The sequence below is a fragment of the uncultured Amnibacterium sp. genome (assembly GCF_964244015.1).
GTDB lineage: Bacteria > Actinomycetota > Actinomycetes > Actinomycetales > Microbacteriaceae > Amnibacterium.
In genome coordinates, this window is the sequence record NZ_CAXTHO010000041.1 from 1 (window position 1) to 20,797 (window position 20,797).

At 70.4% G+C, this 20,797-nt stretch carries 21 protein-coding genes and 1 tRNA gene; 11 read left to right on the plus strand and 11 right to left on the minus strand.

Going from position 1 to position 20,797, the window contains the following annotated elements; translation table 11 throughout:
* Nucleotides 1-369: 369 nt before the first annotated feature.
* A tRNA-Lys gene (locus tag ACFE67_RS06695) sits at nucleotides 370-445 on the minus strand.
* Nucleotides 446-1,002: 557 nt separating this feature from the next.
* On the opposite strand from ACFE67_RS06695, the gene ACFE67_RS06700 reads away from it, so the two are divergent.
* The 4 genes from ACFE67_RS06700 to ACFE67_RS06715 all read left to right on the plus strand — a co-directional run bounded on the left by ACFE67_RS06700 (nucleotide 1,003) and on the right by ACFE67_RS06715 (nucleotide 4,200).
* Complete coding sequence (locus tag ACFE67_RS06700; RefSeq protein WP_375406092.1) at nucleotides 1,003-1,962, plus strand: helix-turn-helix transcriptional regulator; 960 nt, start codon at nucleotides 1,003-1,005, stop codon at nucleotides 1,960-1,962.
* Nucleotides 1,963-2,007: 45 nt separating this feature from the next.
* The gene (locus ACFE67_RS06705) at nucleotides 2,008-2,634 is read left to right on the plus strand and encodes a DNA-directed RNA polymerase subunit beta (protein ID WP_375406093.1); all 627 of its coding nucleotides are present in this window, start codon (nucleotides 2,008-2,010) and stop codon (nucleotides 2,632-2,634) included.
* Between the two features lie 235 nt (nucleotides 2,635-2,869).
* Nucleotides 2,870-3,451 carry an ECF RNA polymerase sigma factor SigK gene (gene sigK, locus ACFE67_RS06710; RefSeq protein ID WP_375406094.1) on the plus strand — a complete coding sequence of 194 codons (582 nt, stop codon included), beginning with the start codon at nucleotides 2,870-2,872 and terminating at the stop codon, nucleotides 3,449-3,451.
* Nucleotides 3,448-4,200, plus strand: coding sequence for an anti-sigma factor domain-containing protein (locus ACFE67_RS06715; RefSeq protein WP_375406095.1), 753 nt, complete (start codon nucleotides 3,448-3,450; stop codon nucleotides 4,198-4,200). Before sigK ends, ACFE67_RS06715 begins: the two co-directional genes overlap by 4 nt.
* An 89-nt stretch (nucleotides 4,201-4,289) precedes the next feature.
* Here ACFE67_RS06715 and pstB read toward each other — a convergent pair whose 3' ends face one another.
* The 7 genes from pstB to ACFE67_RS06750 form a co-directional block, all read right to left on the minus strand.
* A complete protein-coding gene (gene pstB, locus ACFE67_RS06720; protein ID WP_375406096.1) occupies nucleotides 4,290-5,069 on the minus strand; it encodes a phosphate ABC transporter ATP-binding protein PstB in 780 nt (259 codons plus the stop codon).
* Nucleotides 5,070-5,100: 31 nt separating this feature from the next.
* The gene (gene pstA / locus ACFE67_RS06725; protein ID WP_375406097.1) at nucleotides 5,101-6,177 is read right to left on the minus strand and encodes a phosphate ABC transporter permease PstA; all 1,077 of its coding nucleotides are present in this window, start codon (nucleotides 6,175-6,177) and stop codon (nucleotides 5,101-5,103) included.
* Nucleotides 6,177-7,124 carry a phosphate ABC transporter permease subunit PstC gene (gene pstC, locus ACFE67_RS06730; protein WP_375406098.1) on the minus strand — a complete coding sequence of 316 codons (948 nt, stop codon included), beginning with the start codon at nucleotides 7,122-7,124 and terminating at the stop codon, nucleotides 6,177-6,179. The genes pstA and pstC overlap by 1 nt, the downstream gene beginning before the upstream one ends.
* A gap of 78 nt (nucleotides 7,125-7,202) precedes the next feature.
* Nucleotides 7,203-8,309, minus strand: a complete 1,107-nt coding sequence (gene pstS / locus ACFE67_RS06735; protein ID WP_375406099.1) for a phosphate ABC transporter substrate-binding protein PstS — start codon at nucleotides 8,307-8,309, stop codon at nucleotides 7,203-7,205.
* A 239-nt stretch (nucleotides 8,310-8,548) separates the two neighbouring features.
* On the minus strand, nucleotides 8,549-9,499 hold the full coding sequence (locus ACFE67_RS06740) for an NUDIX domain-containing protein (protein ID WP_375406100.1): 951 nt from the start codon (nucleotides 9,497-9,499) through the stop codon (nucleotides 8,549-8,551).
* A complete protein-coding gene (locus tag ACFE67_RS06745) occupies nucleotides 9,496-11,664 on the minus strand; it encodes an RNA degradosome polyphosphate kinase (protein ID WP_375406101.1) in 2,169 nt (722 codons plus the stop codon). Before ACFE67_RS06745 ends, ACFE67_RS06740 begins: the two co-directional genes overlap by 4 nt.
* Before the next feature lie 82 nt (nucleotides 11,665-11,746).
* The gene (locus ACFE67_RS06750; RefSeq protein ID WP_375406102.1) at nucleotides 11,747-12,442 is read right to left on the minus strand and encodes a winged helix-turn-helix domain-containing protein; all 696 of its coding nucleotides are present in this window, start codon (nucleotides 12,440-12,442) and stop codon (nucleotides 11,747-11,749) included.
* Between the two features lie 126 nt (nucleotides 12,443-12,568).
* Between ACFE67_RS06750 and ACFE67_RS06755 the strand changes: the two genes are divergently transcribed.
* Nucleotides 12,569-12,823: a hypothetical protein gene (locus tag ACFE67_RS06755; RefSeq protein WP_375406103.1), complete on the plus strand. Its 255-nt coding sequence runs from the start codon at nucleotides 12,569-12,571 to the stop codon at nucleotides 12,821-12,823.
* Nucleotides 12,824-12,990: 167 nt separating this feature from the next.
* Nucleotides 12,991-13,644 (plus strand): FABP family protein, encoded by a 654-nt coding sequence (locus ACFE67_RS06760; protein ID WP_375406104.1) that lies wholly within the window; start codon nucleotides 12,991-12,993, stop codon nucleotides 13,642-13,644.
* A 5-nt stretch (nucleotides 13,645-13,649) separates the two neighbouring features.
* On the opposite strand, the gene ACFE67_RS06765 is transcribed toward ACFE67_RS06760, so the two are convergent.
* Nucleotides 13,650-14,132, minus strand: coding sequence for a VOC family protein (locus ACFE67_RS06765; protein ID WP_375406105.1), 483 nt, complete (start codon nucleotides 14,130-14,132; stop codon nucleotides 13,650-13,652).
* Between the two features lie 48 nt (nucleotides 14,133-14,180).
* Here ACFE67_RS06765 and ACFE67_RS06770 point away from each other — a divergent pair, with 48 nt between their 5' ends.
* Together ACFE67_RS06770 and ACFE67_RS06775 are read left to right on the plus strand one after the other, a co-directional pair.
* Nucleotides 14,181-15,299, plus strand: coding sequence for a YgfZ/GcvT domain-containing protein (locus ACFE67_RS06770; protein WP_375406106.1), 1,119 nt, complete (start codon nucleotides 14,181-14,183; stop codon nucleotides 15,297-15,299).
* A 71-nt stretch (nucleotides 15,300-15,370) separates the two neighbouring features.
* Nucleotides 15,371-16,390 carry an aromatic acid exporter family protein gene (locus tag ACFE67_RS06775; RefSeq protein WP_375406107.1) on the plus strand — a complete coding sequence of 340 codons (1,020 nt, stop codon included), beginning with the start codon at nucleotides 15,371-15,373 and terminating at the stop codon, nucleotides 16,388-16,390.
* Here the strand turns inward: ACFE67_RS06775 and ACFE67_RS06780 are convergent.
* Nucleotides 16,387-17,166: a class I SAM-dependent methyltransferase gene (locus ACFE67_RS06780; protein WP_375406108.1), complete on the minus strand. Its 780-nt coding sequence runs from the start codon at nucleotides 17,164-17,166 to the stop codon at nucleotides 16,387-16,389. The two genes, ACFE67_RS06775 and ACFE67_RS06780, sit on opposite strands and share 4 nt — an antisense overlap.
* Nucleotides 17,167-17,228: 62 nt before the next feature.
* Here ACFE67_RS06780 and ACFE67_RS06785 point away from each other — a divergent pair, with 62 nt between their 5' ends.
* Nucleotides 17,229-17,975, plus strand: coding sequence for a phosphoglyceromutase (locus ACFE67_RS06785; protein ID WP_375406112.1), 747 nt, complete (start codon nucleotides 17,229-17,231; stop codon nucleotides 17,973-17,975).
* A 96-nt stretch (nucleotides 17,976-18,071) separates the two neighbouring features.
* On the opposite strand, the gene phoU is transcribed toward ACFE67_RS06785, so the two are convergent.
* Complete coding sequence (phoU, locus tag ACFE67_RS06790) at nucleotides 18,072-18,725, minus strand: phosphate signaling complex protein PhoU (RefSeq protein WP_375406109.1); 654 nt, start codon at nucleotides 18,723-18,725, stop codon at nucleotides 18,072-18,074.
* A gap of 149 nt (nucleotides 18,726-18,874) precedes the next feature.
* Between phoU and ACFE67_RS06795 the strand changes: the two genes are divergently transcribed.
* Together ACFE67_RS06795 and ACFE67_RS06800 are read left to right on the plus strand one after the other, a co-directional pair.
* Nucleotides 18,875-20,041, plus strand: coding sequence for a sensor histidine kinase (locus ACFE67_RS06795; protein ID WP_375406110.1), 1,167 nt, complete (start codon nucleotides 18,875-18,877; stop codon nucleotides 20,039-20,041).
* On the plus strand, nucleotides 20,038-20,736 hold the full coding sequence (locus ACFE67_RS06800) for a response regulator (RefSeq protein ID WP_375406111.1): 699 nt from the start codon (nucleotides 20,038-20,040) through the stop codon (nucleotides 20,734-20,736). Before ACFE67_RS06795 ends, ACFE67_RS06800 begins: the two co-directional genes overlap by 4 nt.
* The last annotated feature ends 61 nt before the right edge of the window (nucleotides 20,737-20,797 follow it).

A 20,797-nucleotide genomic window follows, 5' to 3' on the forward strand; every position in this document is an offset into this window, starting at 1 on the left:
AAATTCAGATGGAGCGACGGCGTCTTGAGCAGCGCGCCGCCGATGTGACCGGAGAGCTCAGCGGCACGCTGCACTACGTCCGCAGCGCCCTTGACCTCCTCGATGAGGTCCACCGGATCTACAGCCGGGCTGACGACGCAGGCAGGCGCCTCCTCAATCAGGCCCTCTTCGACCAGATTCTCATCGAAGACGAGGGAGCGCCCGCACCGCGGTTCAAGGAGCCGTTCGTTGCGATCGTTGGCACGGAGCGTGCCGATCGGCTCGAACTACCCCTCAACGACGAACGCGCCGCCCCCAAGGGCGGCGCGTTCGATTCAATTCAGATGCTGCGCGGTCTTCTTCGTGTCGAAGTTTCGAGTAAAGACCACATGGTGGGCCCCGTGGGGCTCGAACCCACGACCCGCGGATTAAAAGTCCGATGCTCTACCGACTGAGCTAGAGGCCCCTGGGTCGAGCGTAGCCGCGCTCGCGGGCGGCAGGTCCACCTCCGCTTGACTCCTCCATCGTCGAGCCGAGCAGGGTGACGTTGGAATCCGAGCGTCCTGCGAGGCTGCAGACTGGTACGGGGAAGTGGCCCGACAGCGGTTCAGGCCCAGCCGCGGGTCCGTCCGCACGTGGGGCATCGGGCGCGACCGTCGGCGCTGCGCTCGACCGTCGTCCGGCACCGGCTGCAGATGCGGACGCTGTAGGAGGGACCCTCGCCGCTCGTGGGAGGGTCGTTCGTTGCTTCGGGGTCGATGGCCCGTGCGCGACGTGCCGCCCGTCCGACGAAGGAGGCCTTCGAGTGGCCATGAGCGTCGAGCATCGGTTCCGTTCTCGTCCGGACGAGGAGTGCCGGCGGAGTCGCGCCGTTGCGGCCCGCCGGCGTAGCCGATCATCGCCGGCGACGGCCAACACAATAGAAAGGACGAAGGTGTCCGCGCCCCCGGGGGCGCGATCTGGCCATCCGGATACCGAAGCTGGACATCCCGACCGACGTCCGCTGTCGTAACGTGAGCGCTCGTGGCGGACCTCGTGATCAGCGAACGCAGCGAAGCCTGCGATCCGCAAACCGCTTCGGCGGCGCTCCGGTCGGTGTTCGGTGAAAGCGTCGTCACGGCGGAACCCGGCCCGATGCGGTACGTGCAGGCGTCTCTCGTCGACGACGGCATCAGTGTCACCCGGATCACCTCCTCCGGAACCGCCGTTCGCGCGACGACGCCCGCATCCCCGGATCTCGTGGTCGTCCTGGTGCGCTCGGGCGAGGTGCAGCTCCGTCGCGGCGCCGACCAGGTGCGGCTGGAGTCGGGTGGGATCGGCGTGCTCCCCATGGGAGAGGCGGCAGAGCTGCGGTGGGACGAGGTCGGTCTCGACCTGTTCGCGTTCCCCCTGAGCGCGATCGCGCGGCTGCTCGGCGCCGAGGGGCGCGCCGTCCGGGTCCACGCGCCGTCGCTCGTGCCGCAGAACGAGGTGCTGGCGGAGTATTGGCGCCGCCTCGCCTCCGGCCTCACGTTCCCGATGCTCGGCGAGCCCGAGCTGTTCGAGCGGGACCTGCTGCGCGGTCAGCTGGTCGACGCGCTCGCCGCGGCGACGATCGAGACCTTCGGGATCTCCGACGTGTCGGAGGACGACACCACCGCGGACCAGGCGACGGTGCGCCGCGCGCTCGAGTTCATGGCGGCGCACATCGGTGAGCCGATCTCGGTGTCCCAGGTCGCGGTCGCCACCGGCGTCTCTGTCCGCGGTCTCCAGCTGGTGTTCAACCGCGAGCTCGAGATGAGCCCGGTGCTGCAGCTGCGGAGGCTGCGGCTGAACGGCGCCCGCGAGGCGCTGCGCTCGCCCGCGCCGGGTACGACCGTCGGAGCGACGGGCAAGCGCTTCGGCTACTCGAACCTCGGCCGCTTCAGTGCCCACTACCGCTCGGAGTTCGGTGAGGCGCCGTCGGTCACCCTGCAGCAGGCGCTCGATCCCGCTGCCCGCTAGGGATCCGGACGCGCACTGCCCGAGCACCGCTCCTACCCTGGAGACATGGCCGACTTCCACCGCCCCGTGCGGATGCCCGCCGAGCACTTCGACTTCGTCAAGGGCGGTGAGGACCCGGCGGTGATCGTCCGCTCGGCCCACGAGACGGCGCAGGCGCTGGTCAGTCGCGTGCGGGCGGATCCGGACCCCGAGGTCGTCGAGCGGCTCGTCGCGTTCGCGGAGCGGGAGGGGATCGACGCGGTCGCAGAGCTCTGGTCGCGCGCGGCGGCGCTCAGCCTCCCCGGTGCGCTCTGGCGCCTCTACCTCCTCCGCGAGATGGTCCGGCGCGACGCCGATCAGGTCAGCCTCGCGTTCGGGAGGGGTGCCGCACGGTTGCCGGGAATCGATCCGGTCGTCGCCGGGGCACCCGACCCGGCAGGGCCGGAGGAGCTGATGGCGCTCGCCGACGAGATACTGCGCGGCGTGTTCGATGGGGACCTCGCCATCGCTCTCGACCGCGCCGCCGCGTTCTGCCGGGTCACCGCGGACGGATCGCTCGACCTCGCGGACGACGCGGACGGGACCGCGCCGGATCGCGCCGGCGTGCTGACACGCCGGGCTTCGCGCCTGGCGCAGCTGGCTCATGAGCTGTCGGCATCCGCTCGGCTTCAGCGGGACGGCGCTTTAGACTGAGAGGGCCGGGCCGCAGTAACCCCGGGCTCCATTTTCAGCCGCTTCGAGCGGACTCGCGCCGAGAGGCGTTTCTGCGGCTCGGCACTCCGCTCGAAACCCGAGGATCTCGGTGTTCTCCGGGCAATCCGCGGCCGCGACGGTTCCGAACCTGCTGTACGACGGGTCTGTCCATCCACCACCCATGTGGATGAACCCTCGTCCCGAACCGTGAGGGAGGTGCTGCATGCTGGTCGTCATGAATCCCGACGTCGGTGACGCGCTCTCCGGCATGCGGGACGGTCCTGAACAACGGCTCGCCCGCGTCGCCACAGGTGACAAGCGCGCGTTCGCCGAGCTGTACGACGCGACCGCGCCGCGGATCTACGGTCTGGTCCGGCGGCTGCTCGTCGATCCGGCGCAGTCGGAGGAGGTCACGCAGGAGATCTTCCTCGAGATCTGGCAGACCGCGACCCGGTACCAGCCCGAGCGCGGCAGCGCGATGTCCTGGATGCTCACCATGGCCCACCGCCGTGCGGTCGATCGCGTCCGAGCCTCGCAGGCCAGTCGGGACCGCGACTCGCGCATCGGCATCCGGGATTTCGACCGGGAGTACGACCAGGTCGCCGAGCACGTCGAGATCACGATGGAGGGCGAGCGGGTCAAACGCGCGCTCCAGGGGCTCACCGAACTGCAGCGGCAAGCGGTCGAGCTGGCGTACTACCGCGGGCTCAGTCACTCGGAGATCGCCGCTGAGCTGCACGTGCCCGTCGGCACGGTCAAGACACGAATTCGAGACGGGATGATCCGTCTCCGGGATGCGATGGGGGTGACGTCATGACGAAGCGAGACGAAGCGGCCCTGCTGAGCGGCGCATACGCCCTGAACGCGGTGACGCCGGAGGAGGCGGAACTCGTCGAGTCCGCCATGCAGGACTCCGAGGAGCTGCGCAGCGAGATCGTCGGCCTGTCCGACACCGCGGTCGCGCTCGGACTCGGGCTGCCCCCGGTGACCCCGCCGCCGTCGCTTCGGGCCAAGCTGCTCGACGCGATCGACTCCCTCCCGCAGGAGGCGCCCCAGGCGCAGGCCGTCGAGGGCGCGACCCCGGTCGCAGCGATGCCGGCCGGCGACCACGTCGTCTCGCGGCGTCGGGTTCGTCGTCGCCGTCCCATGGCGATGCTGGCGCTGGCCGCAGCCGCAGTCGTGCTGTTCGGTGGCGGCTTCCTCGTCCAGCGCACGATCCTCGAGCCGCAGAACGAGTACTCGGCCATCAGCGCTGCGGCCGACGTGCAGAGCGCGAAGCACGACATCTCGGGTGGCGGGATCGCGACCGTCTCCTGGTCGAAGTCCGAGCACCGGACCGCGGTCGTCCTCAACGGGGTCACCGCTCCCTCCGGCAAGGTGCTCCAGCTCTGGAGCATGCGCGGCACCACGATCACCAGCGCGGGCCTGTACGAGAACGGCGAGAAGTTCGCCCTCATTTCCGGTACGCCGAGCGCCGGCGAGTACCTTGCCGTGACCATCGAACCCGACGGCGGCTCGACGCAGCCGAGCGGATCCCCGATCGTGGCGGTCAAGCTCGCGGCCTGAGCACTTCGGCAGGCCAGAACCGCTTCGGCAGGCTCATCCGTGATGGATGAGCCTGCCGAAGATCGTTCAGCCTGCTGAAGCGCTCCGCATCAGCCGAAGCGGCCGGACACGTAGTCCTCGGTGGCCTTGACCGACGGCTTCGAGAACATCACCGTCGTGTCGTCGTATTCGATCAGCTTGCCCGGCTTGCCCGTGCCGGCGATGTTGAAGAACGCCGTGCGGTCGGAGACCCGGGACGCCTGCTGCATGTTGTGGGTCACGATCACGATCGTGAACTCCTGCTTCAGCTGTTCGATCAGGTCCTCGATCGCGAGGGTCGAGATCGGGTCGAGCGCCGAGCAGGGCTCGTCCATCAGCAGCACGTCGGGGGAGACCGCGATCGCGCGCGCGATGCAGAGGCGCTGCTGCTGCCCGCCCGACAAGCCCATCCCGGGCAGGCCCAGGCGATCCTTGACCTCGTTCCAGAGGTTCGCGCCCTGCAGCGACTTCTCCACCAGGGCGTCCCCGTCGGACTTCGAGATGCGCTTGTTGTTCAGCTTCACGCCGGCGAGCACGTTGTCGCGGATCGACATGGTGGGGAACGGGTTCGGACGCTGGAAGACCATACCGACCTGACGCCGCACCATCACCGGGTCGACGCCGGCTCCGTACAGGTTGCTGCCGTCGATCAGCACCTCGCCCTCGACGCGCGCCTTCGGGATGACCTCGTGCATGCGGTTCAGCGTGCGCAGGAAGGTCGACTTGCCACAGCCGGACGGCCCGATGAACGCGGTCACGGTGCGGGGTTCGATGGTCAGCGAGACGCCTTCGACGGCGAGGAACGAGCCGTAGTAGACGTTGAGGTCCTTGACGGCGATGCGCTTGGACATGAGTGCCTTTCGGGTGATGGAGGCGCCCGCGTCAGCGGGAGAGCTTGGGGGAGAAGAGGCGGCCGATGACGCGAGCGATCACGTTGAGCAGCAGCACGATCAGGATCAGGGTGAGCGCGCCGGCCCATGCCCGATCGAAGAAGTCCTGCGTGTTCGGACCGGGCTGCGTGAGCTGCGTGTAGACGTACACGGGCAGCGTCATCATCCGCTGGTCGAACAGGTTGTAGTTCATGCTCGCGGTGTAGCCGGCGACGAGCAGCAGCGGGGCGGTCTCGCCGATCACCCGGGCGATGGAGAGCATGACGCCCGTGATGATGCCGGCCAGCGCGGTCGGCAGCACGACCTTCACGACGGTCAGCCACTTGGGCACGCCGAGGGCGTAGGACGCCTCGCGCAGGTCCATCGGCACGAGCTTCAGCATCTCCTCGCTGGCCCGCACCACGATCGGGATCATCAGCAGCGACAGCGCGACCGCCCCGCCGAATCCGGCGCGGTAGCCGGCGTTGGCCGTGATGAGCGAGAAGAGCGCGAAGGCGAAGAGCCCGGCCACGATGGAGGGGATCCCCGTCATGACGTCGACGAGGAAGGTGATGGCCCGTGCGATCGGGCCGCGGCCGTACTCGACGAGGTAGATCGCGGCCAGCAGGCCCACGGGCACCGAGATCACCGCGGCCGCGAGCGTGATCTCGACCGTGCCGACGATCGCGTGGACGGCGCCGCCGCCGGCGCCGGTCACGTTCCGCATCGATTCGCTGAAGAATGCGACGTCGAATCGCGCGAGGCCCCGCGCTACCACGGTGAACAGCAGGCTGATCAGCGGCAGCAGGGCGATGCCGAACGCGGTGCAGACCACGGTGGTGACGAGACGATCCTTGGCGCGGCGCGAGCCCTCGACGAGGAACGAGATGACGTAGACGGTCGCCACCCACAGCACCAGGCCGAAGAAGATCGCACCGGTGATGTTGTAGGCGGTCGTCATGCCGGCCAGCAGGAAGATCAGGAAGAGGCCGCCGGTGATGATGAGGCTGAGGACGAGCAGCCCGACGGGTGAGTACCGCGGCAGCTGCCCGGTGTGCAGGTTCGTCGTCACCGCGGTTGCGGAGGCCATCAGACTCCCTTGATTCGGCCGACGCGGCCGACGACGGCGCGGGATGCGGCATTGACGATGAACGTGATCACGAACAGGATCAGGCCCGTCGCGATGAGGACGTTGGTCTGCGTCCCGAACGCCTCGGGGAAGCCCAGGGCGATGTTCGCCGCGATGGTGGTCGGGTTCTCGCTGCGGAGCAGGAAGAACGACACGACGACGCTGGGTGAGAGCACCATCGCGACGGCCAGGGTCTCGCCGAGCGCGCGGCCGAGACCGAGCATGGATGCGGACACGATCCCCGCCCTGCCGAACGGCAGCACGGCGATGCTGATCATCTCCCACCTCGTCGCGCCCAGTGCGAGGGCCGCCTCCTCGTTCAGGCGCGGCGTCTGCAGGAAGATCTCGCGGGACAGCGCCGTGATGATCGGCGTGATCATCACCGCGAGCACGATCGCGACGGTGAGGATCGTGCGTCCGGTCGGCGATGCGGAGCCGCTGAACAGCGGGAACCAGCCGAACGTGCTGCTGAGGAACGCGTAGAAGGGCTGCACGAAGGGCGAGAACACGAAGATGCCCCAGGCGCCGTAGACCACGCTCGGTACCGCGGCGAGCAGATCGATGATCGCGCCGAGCCCGCGGGCGATGCGCCGTGGTGCGTAGTGCGAGATGAACAGCGCGATGGCGATCGAGAACGGCACCGCCACGATCAGGGCGAGCAGCGCCGCCCAGATGGTGCCGAAGACCAGCGGGACGACGTACGCCCAGAAGTTCGGGAACGCGCCCGTGCTGGTGATCTCGGTGGGCTTCGCGCCGAATGCGGGGATGCTCTGGACGATCAGGAAGATCGCGACCGCGCCGAGCGCGACGAGGATCAGCAGCCCCCCGGCGAGCGCAGCGCCGGAGAACACCGTGTCACCGGGGCGTCGTCGGGCACGGATCGGGGGTTGGCCCGTGGTGGCGGTCATCAGGTCCTTCGACGTGGGGTGGCTGGTGAAGGCAAAAGTAGCCGCCCCGGAGACGCTCCGGGGCGGCTACCGATGGTGCTACTTGATGGTCTTCGCGGCGGCCTCGGCCTTGGCGAGCAGCGTGCCCGTCATCGGCGCGGACTTGGCGGAGTCGGCAGCGGCCTGCTGGCCCTCGGTGCTGGTGATGTACTGCGCGTAGCCGGCGACGAGGGCGCCCTTGGCTGCGTCCTTGTAGGTCTGGCAGGCGATCAGGTAGCTGACCAGCGTGATCGGGTACTCGGTCGCGTCGGTCGCCTCGCGGTTGATCTTGACCGCGATGTCGTTCGCGCCACGGGAGGTGTCGAGCGGCGAGGTCTCGGCGATCTTCGACGCGACCTCGGCGGACGGCGCCACGAAGGCGTCGCTGACCTTGATCTGCACGGTCGCGAGGTCGCCGGCCGACGAGTTGTCGACGTAGCCGATGGCGCCCTTGCCGGCGGTGACCGCAGCGACGACTCCGGAGCCCTTCGCTGCGCCCTCACCGGTCTTGTACGGGAACGCGTCACCCGGCTCGTTGGTCCAGTCGGACGGCGCGACCGTGTGCAGGTAGTCGGTGAAGTTCGTCGTGGTACCCGAGGCGTCCGAGCGGTAGACCGGCGTGATGGTCGTGCTCGGCAGGGTCGCGCCGCTGTTCAGCGCCGTGATGGCCGAGTCGTTCCACTTCGTGATCTTGCCCGAGAAGATCTTCGCCAGCGTCGGTGCGTCGAGCTTGAGGTCCTTCACGCCGTCCAGGTTGTAGACCAGGGCGATGGGGGAGACGTAGACGGGGATGTCGATGCCCTTCGCGCCGTCCGCGCAGGCGGTGAAGGTGCCGGAGAGCTCCTCGGGCTTCAGCGCGGAGTCGCTCCCGGCGAAGTCCGCTCCCCCGGCCATGAAGGCCTTCCGGCCCGCGCCGGAGCCCTGCGGGTCGTAGTTGATCGTGACGCCGCCGTTCGTGGTCTGGAAGCCCTTCGTCCACGCGACCTGCGCGTTGGACTGGGCGGAGGAGCCCACGCCGCTCAGGGTGCCGGACAGCGCCGCGGCGGCGCCGCTGCTTGATCCGCCGGTGGATTCTGCCGCCGGCGGCTCGTTCGAGGCGCAGGAGGAGAGGGCGATCATGGCGGTCAGAGCAGTGCCGATGGCAAGGCCCGCGCGCAGGTTCTTCAAGAGGTGATCCCTTCGGGGTCTGAGTGCAGAGAGCCCGGTGCGGAGGATGTGCCTCTTTCCGCACGAGCGCCGTCACGGTAGGGACGCTCTGTGACCCGTTCAGGGACCGTCGGTGAACGGGAGGTGAACGGAAGAACGCCCTCGCTTGTGGAGGTGCCGCTCGCAGCAGGGCCCGAGCGATGTCCTGAGGCTCTCGAAGGGACCACCCCGAGCGGGACGGACGTGAGACCCCGAGCGGCCTACTCCTGGGCGGAGTGCGTCTCGATCGCGAGGATGCGGTGCGGGGCGTTCGCGGCGAGGTGCACGACGGTGAACTCCGCGGTGCCGAGGATGCCGGCCCGGGTCATCCGGCCGCCGTTCGGGCTGCCCGTCGCCTCGGCGATCTGCTCCAGGATCTCGGGGAGCACGGGCGCGTGGCTGCACAGCACCGTGGTGCGGCCCTTCGCGATCCGCCGGTCGACGATCTCGCGCACGCCGGCGGGCTCGTGGTGCTGCAGCTCCCAGCCGTCCTGGCTGAGCTGCGGTGCCTTCTTCACCTCGATGCCCGTCGACTTCGCGAGCGGCGCGACCGTCGCGAGGCAGCGCGCCGCGGTGCTGCTCACGATCCGGGTGGGCCCCCACGCACTGAGCACGGGGACGACCGCTCGCGCCTGCGCCTGCCCGCGCGGCGTCAACCGCCGATCCGCGTCGGTGCCGGAGGGGGAGTCGAAGGCGGCTTTCGCGTGCCGGAGTGCGATCAGCGCGAAGCTCTCCAGCTCCCCGGTCACGGCGAGCTCGGCGAACTGCCGCAGCAGCTCGGCGTCCCGCTCGTACGTCAGCCGCTTGCCGACCTTCGCGATCGGCACCCACTCGATCCCGTTCACCTCGTCGCTGGGTACGAACGCACCGCGCTCGAGCTGCTCCTTCGACACCTCCGCCGCCCAGTAGACGACCGTCTTGTCCCGCCCGTTCGGCAGGACGTAGGTGGTCGATCCGAGCGGGACACCGAGATGCACCTGGTAGCCGGTCTCCTCCGCGACCTCCCGCACCGCGGTCTGCGGCAGGGACTCGCCGGGGTCCGTCTTGCCCTTCGGCAGGCTGACGTCGCCCTGCACGGGGCGCTGCACCAGCAGGACCTCGTAGCTCTTCGCGCGACGGCGCCAGCAGACCGCGCCCGCCGCGAGCACGGGCGCGGTCGTGAGGTCGGTCATCGCGAGGCGCGCTTCCTCGTGCTCAGCGCCTGCTGGGTCGCGACCTGCAGATCCGTCAGGGGCTCGCCATCGCCGTCGACCGAGAAGCGGTCCCAGACGCCGATGTCGTCGAGATGCCACGACGCCGTCGCGTCGCTCATCGCCTCGTCGAAGATGCGGTCGATCTCGGCGAGGTGCTCCGGGCGCTTCAGCCGCACCAGCGCCTCCACCCGCCGGTCCAGGTTGCGGTGCATCATGTCGGCGCTGCCGATGTAGGTGACCGGGTCGCCGTCGTTCAGGAACGAGAACACGCGGGAGTGCTCGAGGTAGCGCCCGAGGATCGAGCGCACCGTGATGTTGTCGCTCACGCCGGGGATGCCGGGCTTCAGGCTGCAGATGCCGCGCACCCAGATCTGCACCTCGACACCGGACTGGCTCGCACGGTAGAGCGCGTCGATGATCGACTCGTCGACCATCGAGTTCACCTTGATGCGGATCCTGGCCGGGAGGCCGGCCTCCGCATGCATGCGCTCGGCGTTGATGCGCTTCAGCAGGCCCTTCCGCAGATGGAGGGGTGCCACGAGCAGGCGGCGGAACTTCTTCTCGATCGCATAGCCGGACAGCTCGTTGAACAGCCGGATCAGGTCCTTGCCGACCTGGTCGTCGGCGGTGAACAGGCCGAAGTCCTCGTAGATGCGGCTCGTCTTCGGGTTGTAGTTGCCGGTGCCGATGTGGCAGTAGTTGCGCAGGTTCCCGTCGGCCTCGCGGCGCACGACGAGCGCGAGCTTGCAGTGCGTCTTCAGCCCGACGAGGCCGTAGACGACGTGCACTCCTGCGCGCTCGAGCTTCCTCGCCCACTCGATGTTGTTCTGCTCGTCGAAGCGCGCCTTGATCTCCACCAGCGCGAGGACCTGCTTGCCGGCCTCCGCGGCGTCGATCAGCGCCTCGACGACCGGGCTGTCGCCGCTCGTCCGGTACAGCGTCTGCTTGATCGCCAACACGTCGGGATCGGCGGCGGCCTGCTCGAGGAACGCCTGCACGCTCGTCGCGAACGACTCGTAGGGGTGGTGCACCAGCACGTCCCGCTGGCCGATCGCCGCGATCAGGTCCGGCTTCTCGTTCGGCTCGGGCGGCTCGAACGCGTGCGGTGTGGCCGGAACCTCGGTCGGGTAGTGCAGCTGCGGGCGGTCGAGCCGGTTCAGCTCGAACAGGCCGGCGAGGTCGAGCGGGCCGGGGAGGCGGTAGACCTCGTCGCGCGTGATGTCGAGCTCCGAGGTGAGCAGCTCGAGCGTCCTGACATCCATGTCGCCGGTGATCTCGAGTCGGATCGGCGGGCCGAACCGGCGCCGCAGCAGCTCCTTCTCGAGCGCCTTGATCAGGTTCTCGCTCTCGTCCTCGTCGACCTCGAGGTCCTCGTTCCTGGTGAGGCGGAAGACGTGGTGCTCCAGCACCTCCATCCCCGGGAACAGCTCGGCGAGGTGGTGCGCGATCAGGTCCTCGAGCAGCACGAACGTCGTGATCGCGCCGGTCGCCGTACCCGTCGCGACGAGGCGGGGCAGCACCCCGGTCGGCACCTTCAGGCGTGCGAAGTCCACGCGGTCCGACTTCGGGTTCCGGACCCGCACCGCGAGGTTCAGCGACAGTCCGCTGATGTAGGGGAACGGGTGCGCCGGATCGACCGCGAGCGGCATCAGCACGGGGAAGATCTGATTGGAGAACACGTCCGCGAGCCGGTTCCGCTCGCTCTCCGGCAGGTCGTCGACGCCGACGATGCGGATGCCGGACTGCTCCAGCACAGGGCGGACCTGCTCGTGGAACACCTCCGCGTGCTGGATCTGCAGCACGTGAGCGGCGGCGTTGATGTCCGCGAGCACGGCCTTCGGGGGTCGGCCGATGTTCGTCGGCACCGCCAGGCCGGTGAGGATGCGCCGCTTCAGGCCCGCGACCCTGACCATGAAGAACTCGTCGAGGTTCGACGCGAAGATCGCCAGGAAGTTCGACCGCTCGAGGATCGGCAGCCGCTCGTCCTCCGCCAGATCGAGCACGCGCCGATTGAACGCGAGCCAGGAGAGCTCGCGGTCGATGTAGCGGTCGCGCGGCAGCGGGGCCGGTCGCGGCCGGGGGGCAGGAGGCGCGGGGGCATCCTCTTCGACCACGGCGGTCGTGAGCGCACTGTCCTCGTCCATCCGGTGATCCTCCCACCGTCCAGTCGCCCGAAGATGAACGGCCCCGCGTTCAGACGGTCGTCGAGGCGGCGCGCCGCTGCGATCAGCGGCGGACCGCCGCCAGCCGCTCGCCCTCGTCCTCGTCCTCGTAGACGTTGAAGCGGTAGCCGACGTTGCGGACCGTGCCGATCAGGCTCTCGAGGTCGCCGAGCTTCGCGCGCAGGCGCCGCACGTGCACATCGACGGTGCGCGTGCCGCCGAAGTAGTCGTAACCCCAGACCTCGCTGAGCAGCTGCTCCCGGGTGAAGACGCGGGAGGGATGCGTCGCGAAGAACCGCAGCAGCTCGAACTCTTTGAACGTGAGGTCGAGCGGCCTGCCGTGCACGCGCGCGGAGTAGCTGGCCTCATCGATGACGACGCCGGACGCCTGGATCTTCGACTGGCTCTCGGCCTGCGCCATCCGACCGATCACCAGGCGGATCCTGGCGTCGACCTCGGCAGGGCCTGCGGACTCCAGCACCACGTCGTTCGCACCCCAGTCCGCGCTGACCGCGGTGAGGCCCCCCTCGGTCAGGATCAGCACCATCGGCACCGTGATCCCGGTGGTGGTGAGGATCTTGCAGAGCGACTTCGCGCTCGCGAGGTCGAACCGGGCATCGATCAGGATCACATCCGAGGGCGGCGCGCTGATCAGCTGAGCCGGCTCCGCCTTGATGGAGCGGACCTTGTGGCTGAGCAGACTGAGCGCGGGCAGCACGTCGCCGTCGACCTGAGGAGTCAGGATCAACAGCTGCGCCATGGCGGTCCTTCCGCATTCCGTCCGTGCGAGCGTACCGGTTCGACCACGAACGGCGGTTTCGAGCCCCTACTCGACTCTGCTGGAGGGTCGCTGAGCGCGCTCCGAACGCAGTGGGAGGATGCGCTCATGCCCCGAGCCCGCGCCGCCGTCGTCGCCGTCTGGGCGCTGACCCTCGTCGGCGTCGTGCTCATCGACGTGGTCGTGCCCGATGCGCAGGCGCTGTCCTGGCTGGCGCTCGCACTGCCGCTCGCGGTCGTCGCAGGCATCGTCGGCCAGCTCGCCGTCGCCGAGCAGCGCGGCTTCGTCGTCCGGCTCGCGGCCACCGCCTGCGGGTCGTTCGCGCTCGTGCTGCTCGGTGCGCTCGTGGCCGTCGCCCTGTGAGCCGTGCCGGAGGCGATGAGCGCCCCAACTACGATGACTGACCGTGCAGCTGGCGATCGAACTGTTCTATCTGGGACTCCTCGGGCTCGCCGGGCTCGCGATCGCCGGCATCTCCGTCGTCGTGCTCGCCAAGCTCTTCAAGGGCCAGCGCTGATCCGCGCAGCCTCATGATCGACATCACCTCGGGCCTCCCGGCCGAGCTCGTGCCGCTCTCGTGGCTCATCGGCGTCTGGGAGGGCACCGGCCTCGTCGAGTACGAGATCGGCGACGGGATCCGCCGGCACGAGTTCGGGCAGCGCATCAGCTTCAGCCACGACGGACTGCCGTTCCTGAACTACAGCTCGTTCACGTGGCAGTTCGGCGAGGCGATCCCCTCGGAGCCCGCAGACGGGCCCGACGCCATTCGAGAGCCGCAGGAAGCGCGCCCGATCCCGCTCATCACCGAGAACGGGTACTGGCGCCTGAGCAGGCCCCCGACCGAGGCGGATCCGGGTCCCGGCATGCTCCCGGGCGTCGGGCCGCGCCCCTTCTCCACGGCCGCGAGCGTGGAGACCCTCCGCAACGCCTCCGACGGCTTCGACGTCGAGGTCTCGCTCGTGCATCCGACCGGGGTGACCGAGCTCTACCTCGGCCGCGTCAAGGGGCCCCGCATCGATCTCGCCACGGACGCCGTCATGCGGACGGAGAGCGCCAAGGAGTACTCCGCGGCGACCCGCATCTACGGCCTCGTCGAGGGCGACCTGCTGTGGGCGTGGGACATCGCCGCACTCGGCCAGGAGCTGCGCACGCACGCCTCCGGCCGCCTCCACCGCCGCGACTGAGTCCGTCAGCCTCCGGCCGCGGCTTCCAAGGCGGCCACGTCGAGCTTGACCTGGCGCAGCATCTCGGCCGTGACCCGTGCCACCACCGCCGGGTCCTCGTCGCTCATCAGGCGTTCGAGCGCCGCGGGCACGATCTGCCAGGAGAGCCCGAAGCGGTCGGTCAGCCAGCCGCACTGCACCGCTCGGCCGCCGTCCGCGGTGAGTGCGGTCCAGATGCGGTCGAGTTCCTCCTGGGTGTCGACGAGCGCGTACAGCGACACCTGCGAGTCGAACGGGAACTGCGGGCCCCCGTTGAAGAAGGTGTACTGCTGCCCCACGAGCGTGACGTCGACGATGAACGGACTCCCTGGCTCGGTGCCCGGGATCCCGGAGCCTGCGCGGACGATCCTGTCGACGTGCGAGTCCGGCAGGAGCGCCGTGTAGAGCTCGGCCGCCTGCACGGCCTCGCGATCGAACCAGAGATGCGTCGCGAAGCGCAGGACCGTCATGCGCCGCAACGCTACTGACCCCGATGGGGAGCGCCTAGCCTCGATCCCATGGACAGCCCCTTGCTCGACCTCCCCGGCGCGGTCGCCGCGATCGGTGCGGATGCGGGCGTCGCGGCGCACTACGGACGGCCAGCGCACGAGCAGCGCGCGCTCGCCGCAGGCGCCGCGATCGTCGACCTGTCCTCGCGCGGCGTCCTCCGCATCGCGGGCGAGGACCGGCTCGCCTGGCTCGACTCCCTGACCAGCCAGCGGCTGATCGGGCTGCAGCCCGGGGACTCCGCCGAGTCGCTGCTGCTCGACCCCTCCGGCCGTATCGAGCACGCGATGGACCTGGTCGACGACGGCACCGCTTCGTGGCTGGTGGTGGAGGCGGCGAGCGCTCTGCCGCTCGCGACCTTCCTCGAGCGGATGAAGTTCTGGAAGCAGGTCACGGTCGAGGACAGGACCGCCGATGTGGCCGTGCTGGCCGCGGTCCGCGTCCAGGGCGAGCCCGACCTGGACGAGCCCGGGCCGGAGGGGGCGCCGCTCGTGTGGCGCGACCCGTGGGCGTCGGGCGCCGCCGGCGGTGTCACGCGCGCGCAGACCGCCGCGCACCCCGGCGCCGACCTGCCGCTGCGGCTCTCGCTCGTCCCGCGCGACCGGCTGACGACGCTCGCCGCGGAGGCGCGCTCGGGCGCCGTCGTCCTCGCCGGCGCCGATGCGCTCGAGGCGCTGCGGATCGCCGCGTGGCGTCCGAGGGCCGCTCGGGAGGTCGATGCCCGGTCGATCCCGCACGAGCTCGACTGGCTGCGCAGCGCCGTGCACCTGGACAAGGGCTGCTACCGCGGCCAGGAGACCGTCGCGAAGGTCCACAACCTCGGACGGCCGCCGAGGAGGCTCGTGCAGCTGGACCTCGACGGCTCCGAATCGCTGCTGCCGGAGCCCGGCTCGGTCGTGCTCGCCGACGAGGCCGACGTCGGCGTCATCACGAGCAGCGCCCGCCACCACGAGGACGGGCCGATCGCGCTCGCCGTCGTGAAGCGCTCCGTGCCCGACGACGCCGTGCTCGTCGTTCGCACCGCCGACGGCGACGTCGCCGCCTCCCAGCGCGTGGTGGTGCCGGCGGGCGCCGGACCGGCCGTCTCGGTGCCGCGGCTCCCGCGCCTCGGCGCCGTGCAGCGGCACTGAGGGTGGGCGCCGGAGGGCGCCTTCTCGCCTCCGCCGATCCGCGCCCAGCGCTTCGTCGCGCGGGGAACGCGGTGCCGGCGGCGGCGCAGCTGTCGATCGCGGCGACCGCGTCCTACTCCTTCGCGCACTTCGTCGTCGGTCATCAGGTGCCGCTGCTCGCCATCACGGTCTGCCTCAGCAGCCTCGGCTTCGTGCGGGACGCCCGGCCGAAGCGGGTGCTCGAGACCGCCGTCGGCCTCGCCATCGGGGTCGCGCTCGCCGAGGTGATGCTGGTGCTCGCCGGGAGCGGCGTCTGGCAGATCCTGGTCGCGCTGTTCTCGACGCTGCTGATCGCCCGCCTCGCGAACGCCGCGCCGGCGGTCGCCGTGGCGGCGACGGCGCAGTCCGCGATCGTCCTGCTGATCCAGCTGCCCGCCGGCGGCACCTGGGCGCGGAGCGTCGACGGTTTCATCGGCGGCGGCGTGGCCCTGCTCGCCACCGCGCTGGTGCCGCGGGATCCGCGCCGCGCCGCGATACGGGACGCGGACCGCGTGTTCGCGGGGCTCCGCCTGGGTATCGACGACACGGCCCGAGCTCTCCGCACCGCCGACCGCGGCACCGCCTCGGCCGCCCTGGCGGGGCTTCGTGACCTGCAGCCCGCGATCGTGGACTGGACGGCGACGCTCGATTCGGCGGTCGCGATCGCCCGCGTGTCGCCGTTCCTCCGTCGGAGGCTGCCGGAGCTGGTCGCGCAGCGCCGCCTGCTCGACGGCATCGATCTCGCGGTCAGGTCGATGCGCACGATCGCGCGCCGGGCGGAGGCGCTGGCGGGCGACGGTGCGCCCCGTCCCGAACTCGCCGAGCTGCTGCAGGCCGTCGGCTCGGCGACGGCGCTGCTGGGTCGCGGCGTCCGGGACCCCGCGTCCATCGGTCCGGCGAAGGAGGACCTCGTGCTCATCGCCCGGCGCCTCGACCCCCGCCTGATCACGCCGGAGGCGTCTGTGACCGCGTCGGTGATCACGGTGCTGGTCCGCCCGGTCGTGGTCGACCTGGCGGTCGCCGCCGGTGCCACCGCGGAGCAGATCCGCGCCGAGCTGCCCGACCTCGCCTAGTCGACGGGCGCGACGATCTCCCACGGGACGGTGAGCTCGCCGAGCTTCCAGCGCGGGCGACCGCCCAGCACCGGGACGCCCTGGCCGCGGAGCGTCTCCATCGCCGCGACGAACCGTTGCACCGGGCTGTAGACCGACAGCGGCGCTGCCCGGACCCATGCGCTGTCGAGCGCGGCGAGCAGCTCGTGCACCCGCTCGCCGGGCACGTTGCGGTGGATCAGCGCCTTGGGCAGCCGCTCGGCGACGATCGCGGGGGAGTCGAGCCCCGCGATCCGCAGCGACACGGTGAACCGGACGGGTGAGCCGTCGGGCGTCACATCGACCCAGGAGCAGATCCGCCCGAGCTCATCGCAGGTGCCGTCGACGAGCAGCCCATCCGGCGCCAGTCGAGCCGCCGTGCGCGCCCACGCCGCCGGCACCTCCGCCTCGTCGTACTGACGCAGCACGTTCATCGCGCGGATCAGGACGGGGCGCTCGCCGCCGGGGGCGGGCACCTCGAACCCGCCGAGGGCGAACGCGACCCCGTCCGTGGCGTGAGGGAGCGCCTCCGCGACCCGATCGGGGTCGATCTCCAGGCCGAGCACCCGCACGCCGGGTGCGACGGCGCGCAGCCGGGCGGCCAGCTCGAGCGTCGTCCACGGCTTCGCCCCGAACCCGAGGTCGACGACCAGCGGCTCGGGCGTCGAGCGCAGCTGGGGCAGGGCGGCGAGGTAGCGGTCGACCCGCCTGAGCCGGTTCGTGCCCGTGGTCCCGCGGGTGACGCGACCGACGGGCACGTCTCCGACGGTATCCCGCTGGGAGCCGGCTGGAGCGTCCGTCCTACACTCGGCGCGTGCCCATCGAACACTCCCTCGTGCTCCTCCGTCACGGCTACAGCGACTGGAACGCGAAGAACCTCTTCACCGGCTGGGTCGACGTGCGCCTCACCGAGCGCGGCGTCGAGGAGGGGCGTCGGGCCGGTCGCCTGCTGAAGGACGCCGACCTGCTGCCCGACCTCGTCTACACGTCGCTGCTGACGCGGGCGATCCAGACCGCGGACGAGGCGCTGCTCACCGCCGACCGCGCGTGGCTGCCGGTCGTGCGGGACTGGCGGCTGAACGAGCGCCACTACGGAGCGCTGCAGGGCAAGGACAAGGCGCAGACGCTGGCGGAGTACGGGCCCGAGCAGTTCGCGACGTGGCGACGCAGCTACGACGTGCCACCGCCCCCGATCGAGCCGGGCGGCGAGTTCTCCCAGGAGGCGGACCCGCGCTACGCGGGCATCGACGTGCCGCGCACCGAGTGCCTGCGGGACGTCGTCGAGCGGATGGTCCCGTACTGGCTGGACGAGATCGCCGCGAGACTGCAGGAGGGCAAGCGCGTGCTCGTCGTCGCGCACGGCAACTCGCTGCGGGCGCTGGTGAAGTACCTCGACGGCATCTCCGACGACGACATCGCCCAGCTGAACATCCCGACCGGCATCCCCCTCCATTACCGCCTGGGCGAGGATCTGAAGCCGCTCGTCCCGGGTGGCGAGTACCTCGACCCGGAGGCGGCAGCCGCAGGAGCCGCGGCGGTGGCGGCCCAGGGCGCCGCAAAGGCCTGACGCACGGGTGTGTTGACGGTCAGCGCGCGAGCTGATGCACTCAGTGGCCGCGCGCTTCGCGCCGCCGCATCCCCTGATCCGTGAACAGGACTCGGGTCAGTGGGTCACTGCGACCCAGTCGCCGGTCTGCAGGTACTGGACCTTCTTCGCGATCGAGACGGCGTGGTCCGCGAAGCGCTCGTGGTAGCGGCTGGCGAGCGTCGAGTCGACGATGTCGCCGGCGCCGCCCTTCCACGTCTCGCCGAGCACCTTGTCGAAGACGCTGAGGTGCAGCTCGTCGACCAGGTCGTCGTCGTCGCGGATCTCGTCGGCGAGCTCCGTCGACTCGGTCTCGAGCAGCCTGGTGAGCTTGCCGGCGATCGCGACGTCGAGCCGACCGAGCTCGATGAACGTCGGGCGGAGGTCCTTCGGCACGACCTTCTCGGGGAAGCGGGTCCTGGCGAGCTGGGCGATGTGCTCGGCCAGGTCGCCCATCCGCTCGAGCGACGCGCTGATGCGCAGCGCCGACACCACGATGCGCAGGTCGCGCGCCACCGGCTGCTGCCGAGCCAGGATGTCGATCGCGAGCTCGTCCAGGCTCGCGGCGAGCTCGTCGATCTGGCGGTCGTCGGCGATCACGTTCTCGGCCAGGGACACGTCGGACGAGTTGAACGCCGTCGTCGCCCGCCCGATCGCCTGCTCGACGAGACCTGCGATCTCGACGAGTCGGTCCTGGACCTCGGCCAGCTCCTGCTGGAAGACCTCGCGCACGGATTCCCCTCTCGGTCGTACCCGGGACGGCTACCGTCGGCCCTCCGCATGAACATCAGGTGCCGACGACGCGAACGCCAGACCAATTCAGCGACCTGCGAGTGCGCTGAACGAAATGCCCCTCTGAACAGTCCCTTATCGTAACCTCCATGAGCGCGGCATCCATCGTGCTGCTCGGAATCGTGTTCGGGGTCGCAGTCGGCGTCGTGTTCACGCTGCTGATCAGGGCAGGCATCGATCGCGCCGCAGCGGTTCTGGACCTGGGTGCGACCGCGCTGCCCGACGGTGCCGCCGCCGTCGTCGGGGCTCTGACCCAGCCCGTCCTCGTCGTCGACGGCTCGAACGTCGTCCTGCATGCGTCCCCGGAGGCGCTCAGCATCGGGCTGACGGACGGCAGATCCATGCTGCATCCCGAGCTGCAGCGGCTCATCGACGAGACCCGCGCCGCCTGCGTCCCGCGCTCGGCGGACCTACGGCTCCCGCGGAGCGCTGCCGGCGCCAGGAACCTGATCGTCACGGCCCACGCGGCACCGATCGATCTCACGCGGGTGCTGCTGATCATCGACGACCGCTCCGAATCCGTGCGGCTCGATGCCGTCCGCCGCGACTTCGTCGCGAACACGAGTCATGAGCTGAAGACGCCGATCGGTGCCGTCTCGCTGCTCGCCGAGGCGCTCGACAGCGCGGCGGACGACCCCCACCAGGTGCGCAGGTTCGCCGCCCGCCTGTCCACCGAGGCGACGCGCCTCGGCGCCCTCGTCCAGCAGATCATCGAGTTCTCCCGCGTCCAGGCCGCCGATCCCCTCGATTCCGCGGAGGCGGTGCCGCTGGACGACCTGCTGAGGACCGCGGTCGAGCGCACCCGGGTCGCCGCCGATGGGCGCGACGTCACCGTGGTCGTCGGCAAGAGGACGGGGCTCTGGACCCTCGGGGACCGTACGATGCTCACGACCGCGGTGCAGAACCTCGTCGCGAACGCCATCGCGTTCTCGAGCCCCGGCGGACACGTCGGCGTGGGCATGCGCTCCCGCGACGAGATCGTCGAGATCGCGGTGTCCGACCAGGGCATCGGGATCGGCGAGGACGACCTGGACCGCGTGTTCGAGCGGTTCTACCGGACCGACCAGGCACGATCGAGGCAGACCGGCGGCAGCGGGCTGGGCCTCAGCATCGTGAAGCACATCGCCGAGAACCACGGAGGCGAGGTGCGGGTATGGTCCCGCGTCGGCCGTGGCTCGACATTCACCATCCGGCTGCCGGAGATCCCGGCACCCCCATCGGCGCGCTCGCAGCGTCGGGAGAAGGAGCGCGCATGACCGCCATCCTGCTCGTCGAGGACGAACCGGCGATCGCCGAGCCCCTCACCTACCTGCTGCAGCGGGAGGGCTACGAGGTCGCCGCCGTCGCCGACGGCGGTGAGGCGCTCGCGCGGTTCGGCCGGGGCGACGTCGACCTCGTGCTGCTCGATCTGATGCTGCCGGTGCTGCCGGGGACCGAGGTCGCGAAGCGGATCCGCGCGGTGTCCGACGTGCCGATCATCATGCTGACGGCCAAGGACGCCGAGATCGACATCGTGCTGGGCCTCGAGCTGGGGGCCGACGACTACGTGACGAAGCCCTACTCGAGCCGCGAGCTGCTCGCCCGGGTGCGCGCGGTGCTGCGCCGGCGGGTCGAGCAGAGCGACGCGCTCGGCCCCGACGTGCTCGAGTCGGGACCGATCCGCCTCGACGCGGACCGGCACGCCGTGTTCGTGCACGGCCGCGAGACGGCGATGCCGCTGAAGGAGTTCGAGCTGCTCGAGCTGCTGCTCCGGAACGCCGGTCGGGTGCTCACGCGCGGCCAGCTGATCGACCGCATCTGGGGCTCCGACTACTTCGGCGACACGAAGACGCTCGACGTCCACGTCAAGCGGATCCGCGCGAAGATCGAGGAGGAGCCGGCTGAGCCGCGCCTCCTGCTCACCGTGCGCGGGCTCGGCTACCGCTTCGAGGACCTCGCCGCCGAGGTCTGAGGAGCCTGCCCCGCTGCCCCGCCGACAAGCCGCACCCGCCGACGAGTCGCACCCCGCTGAT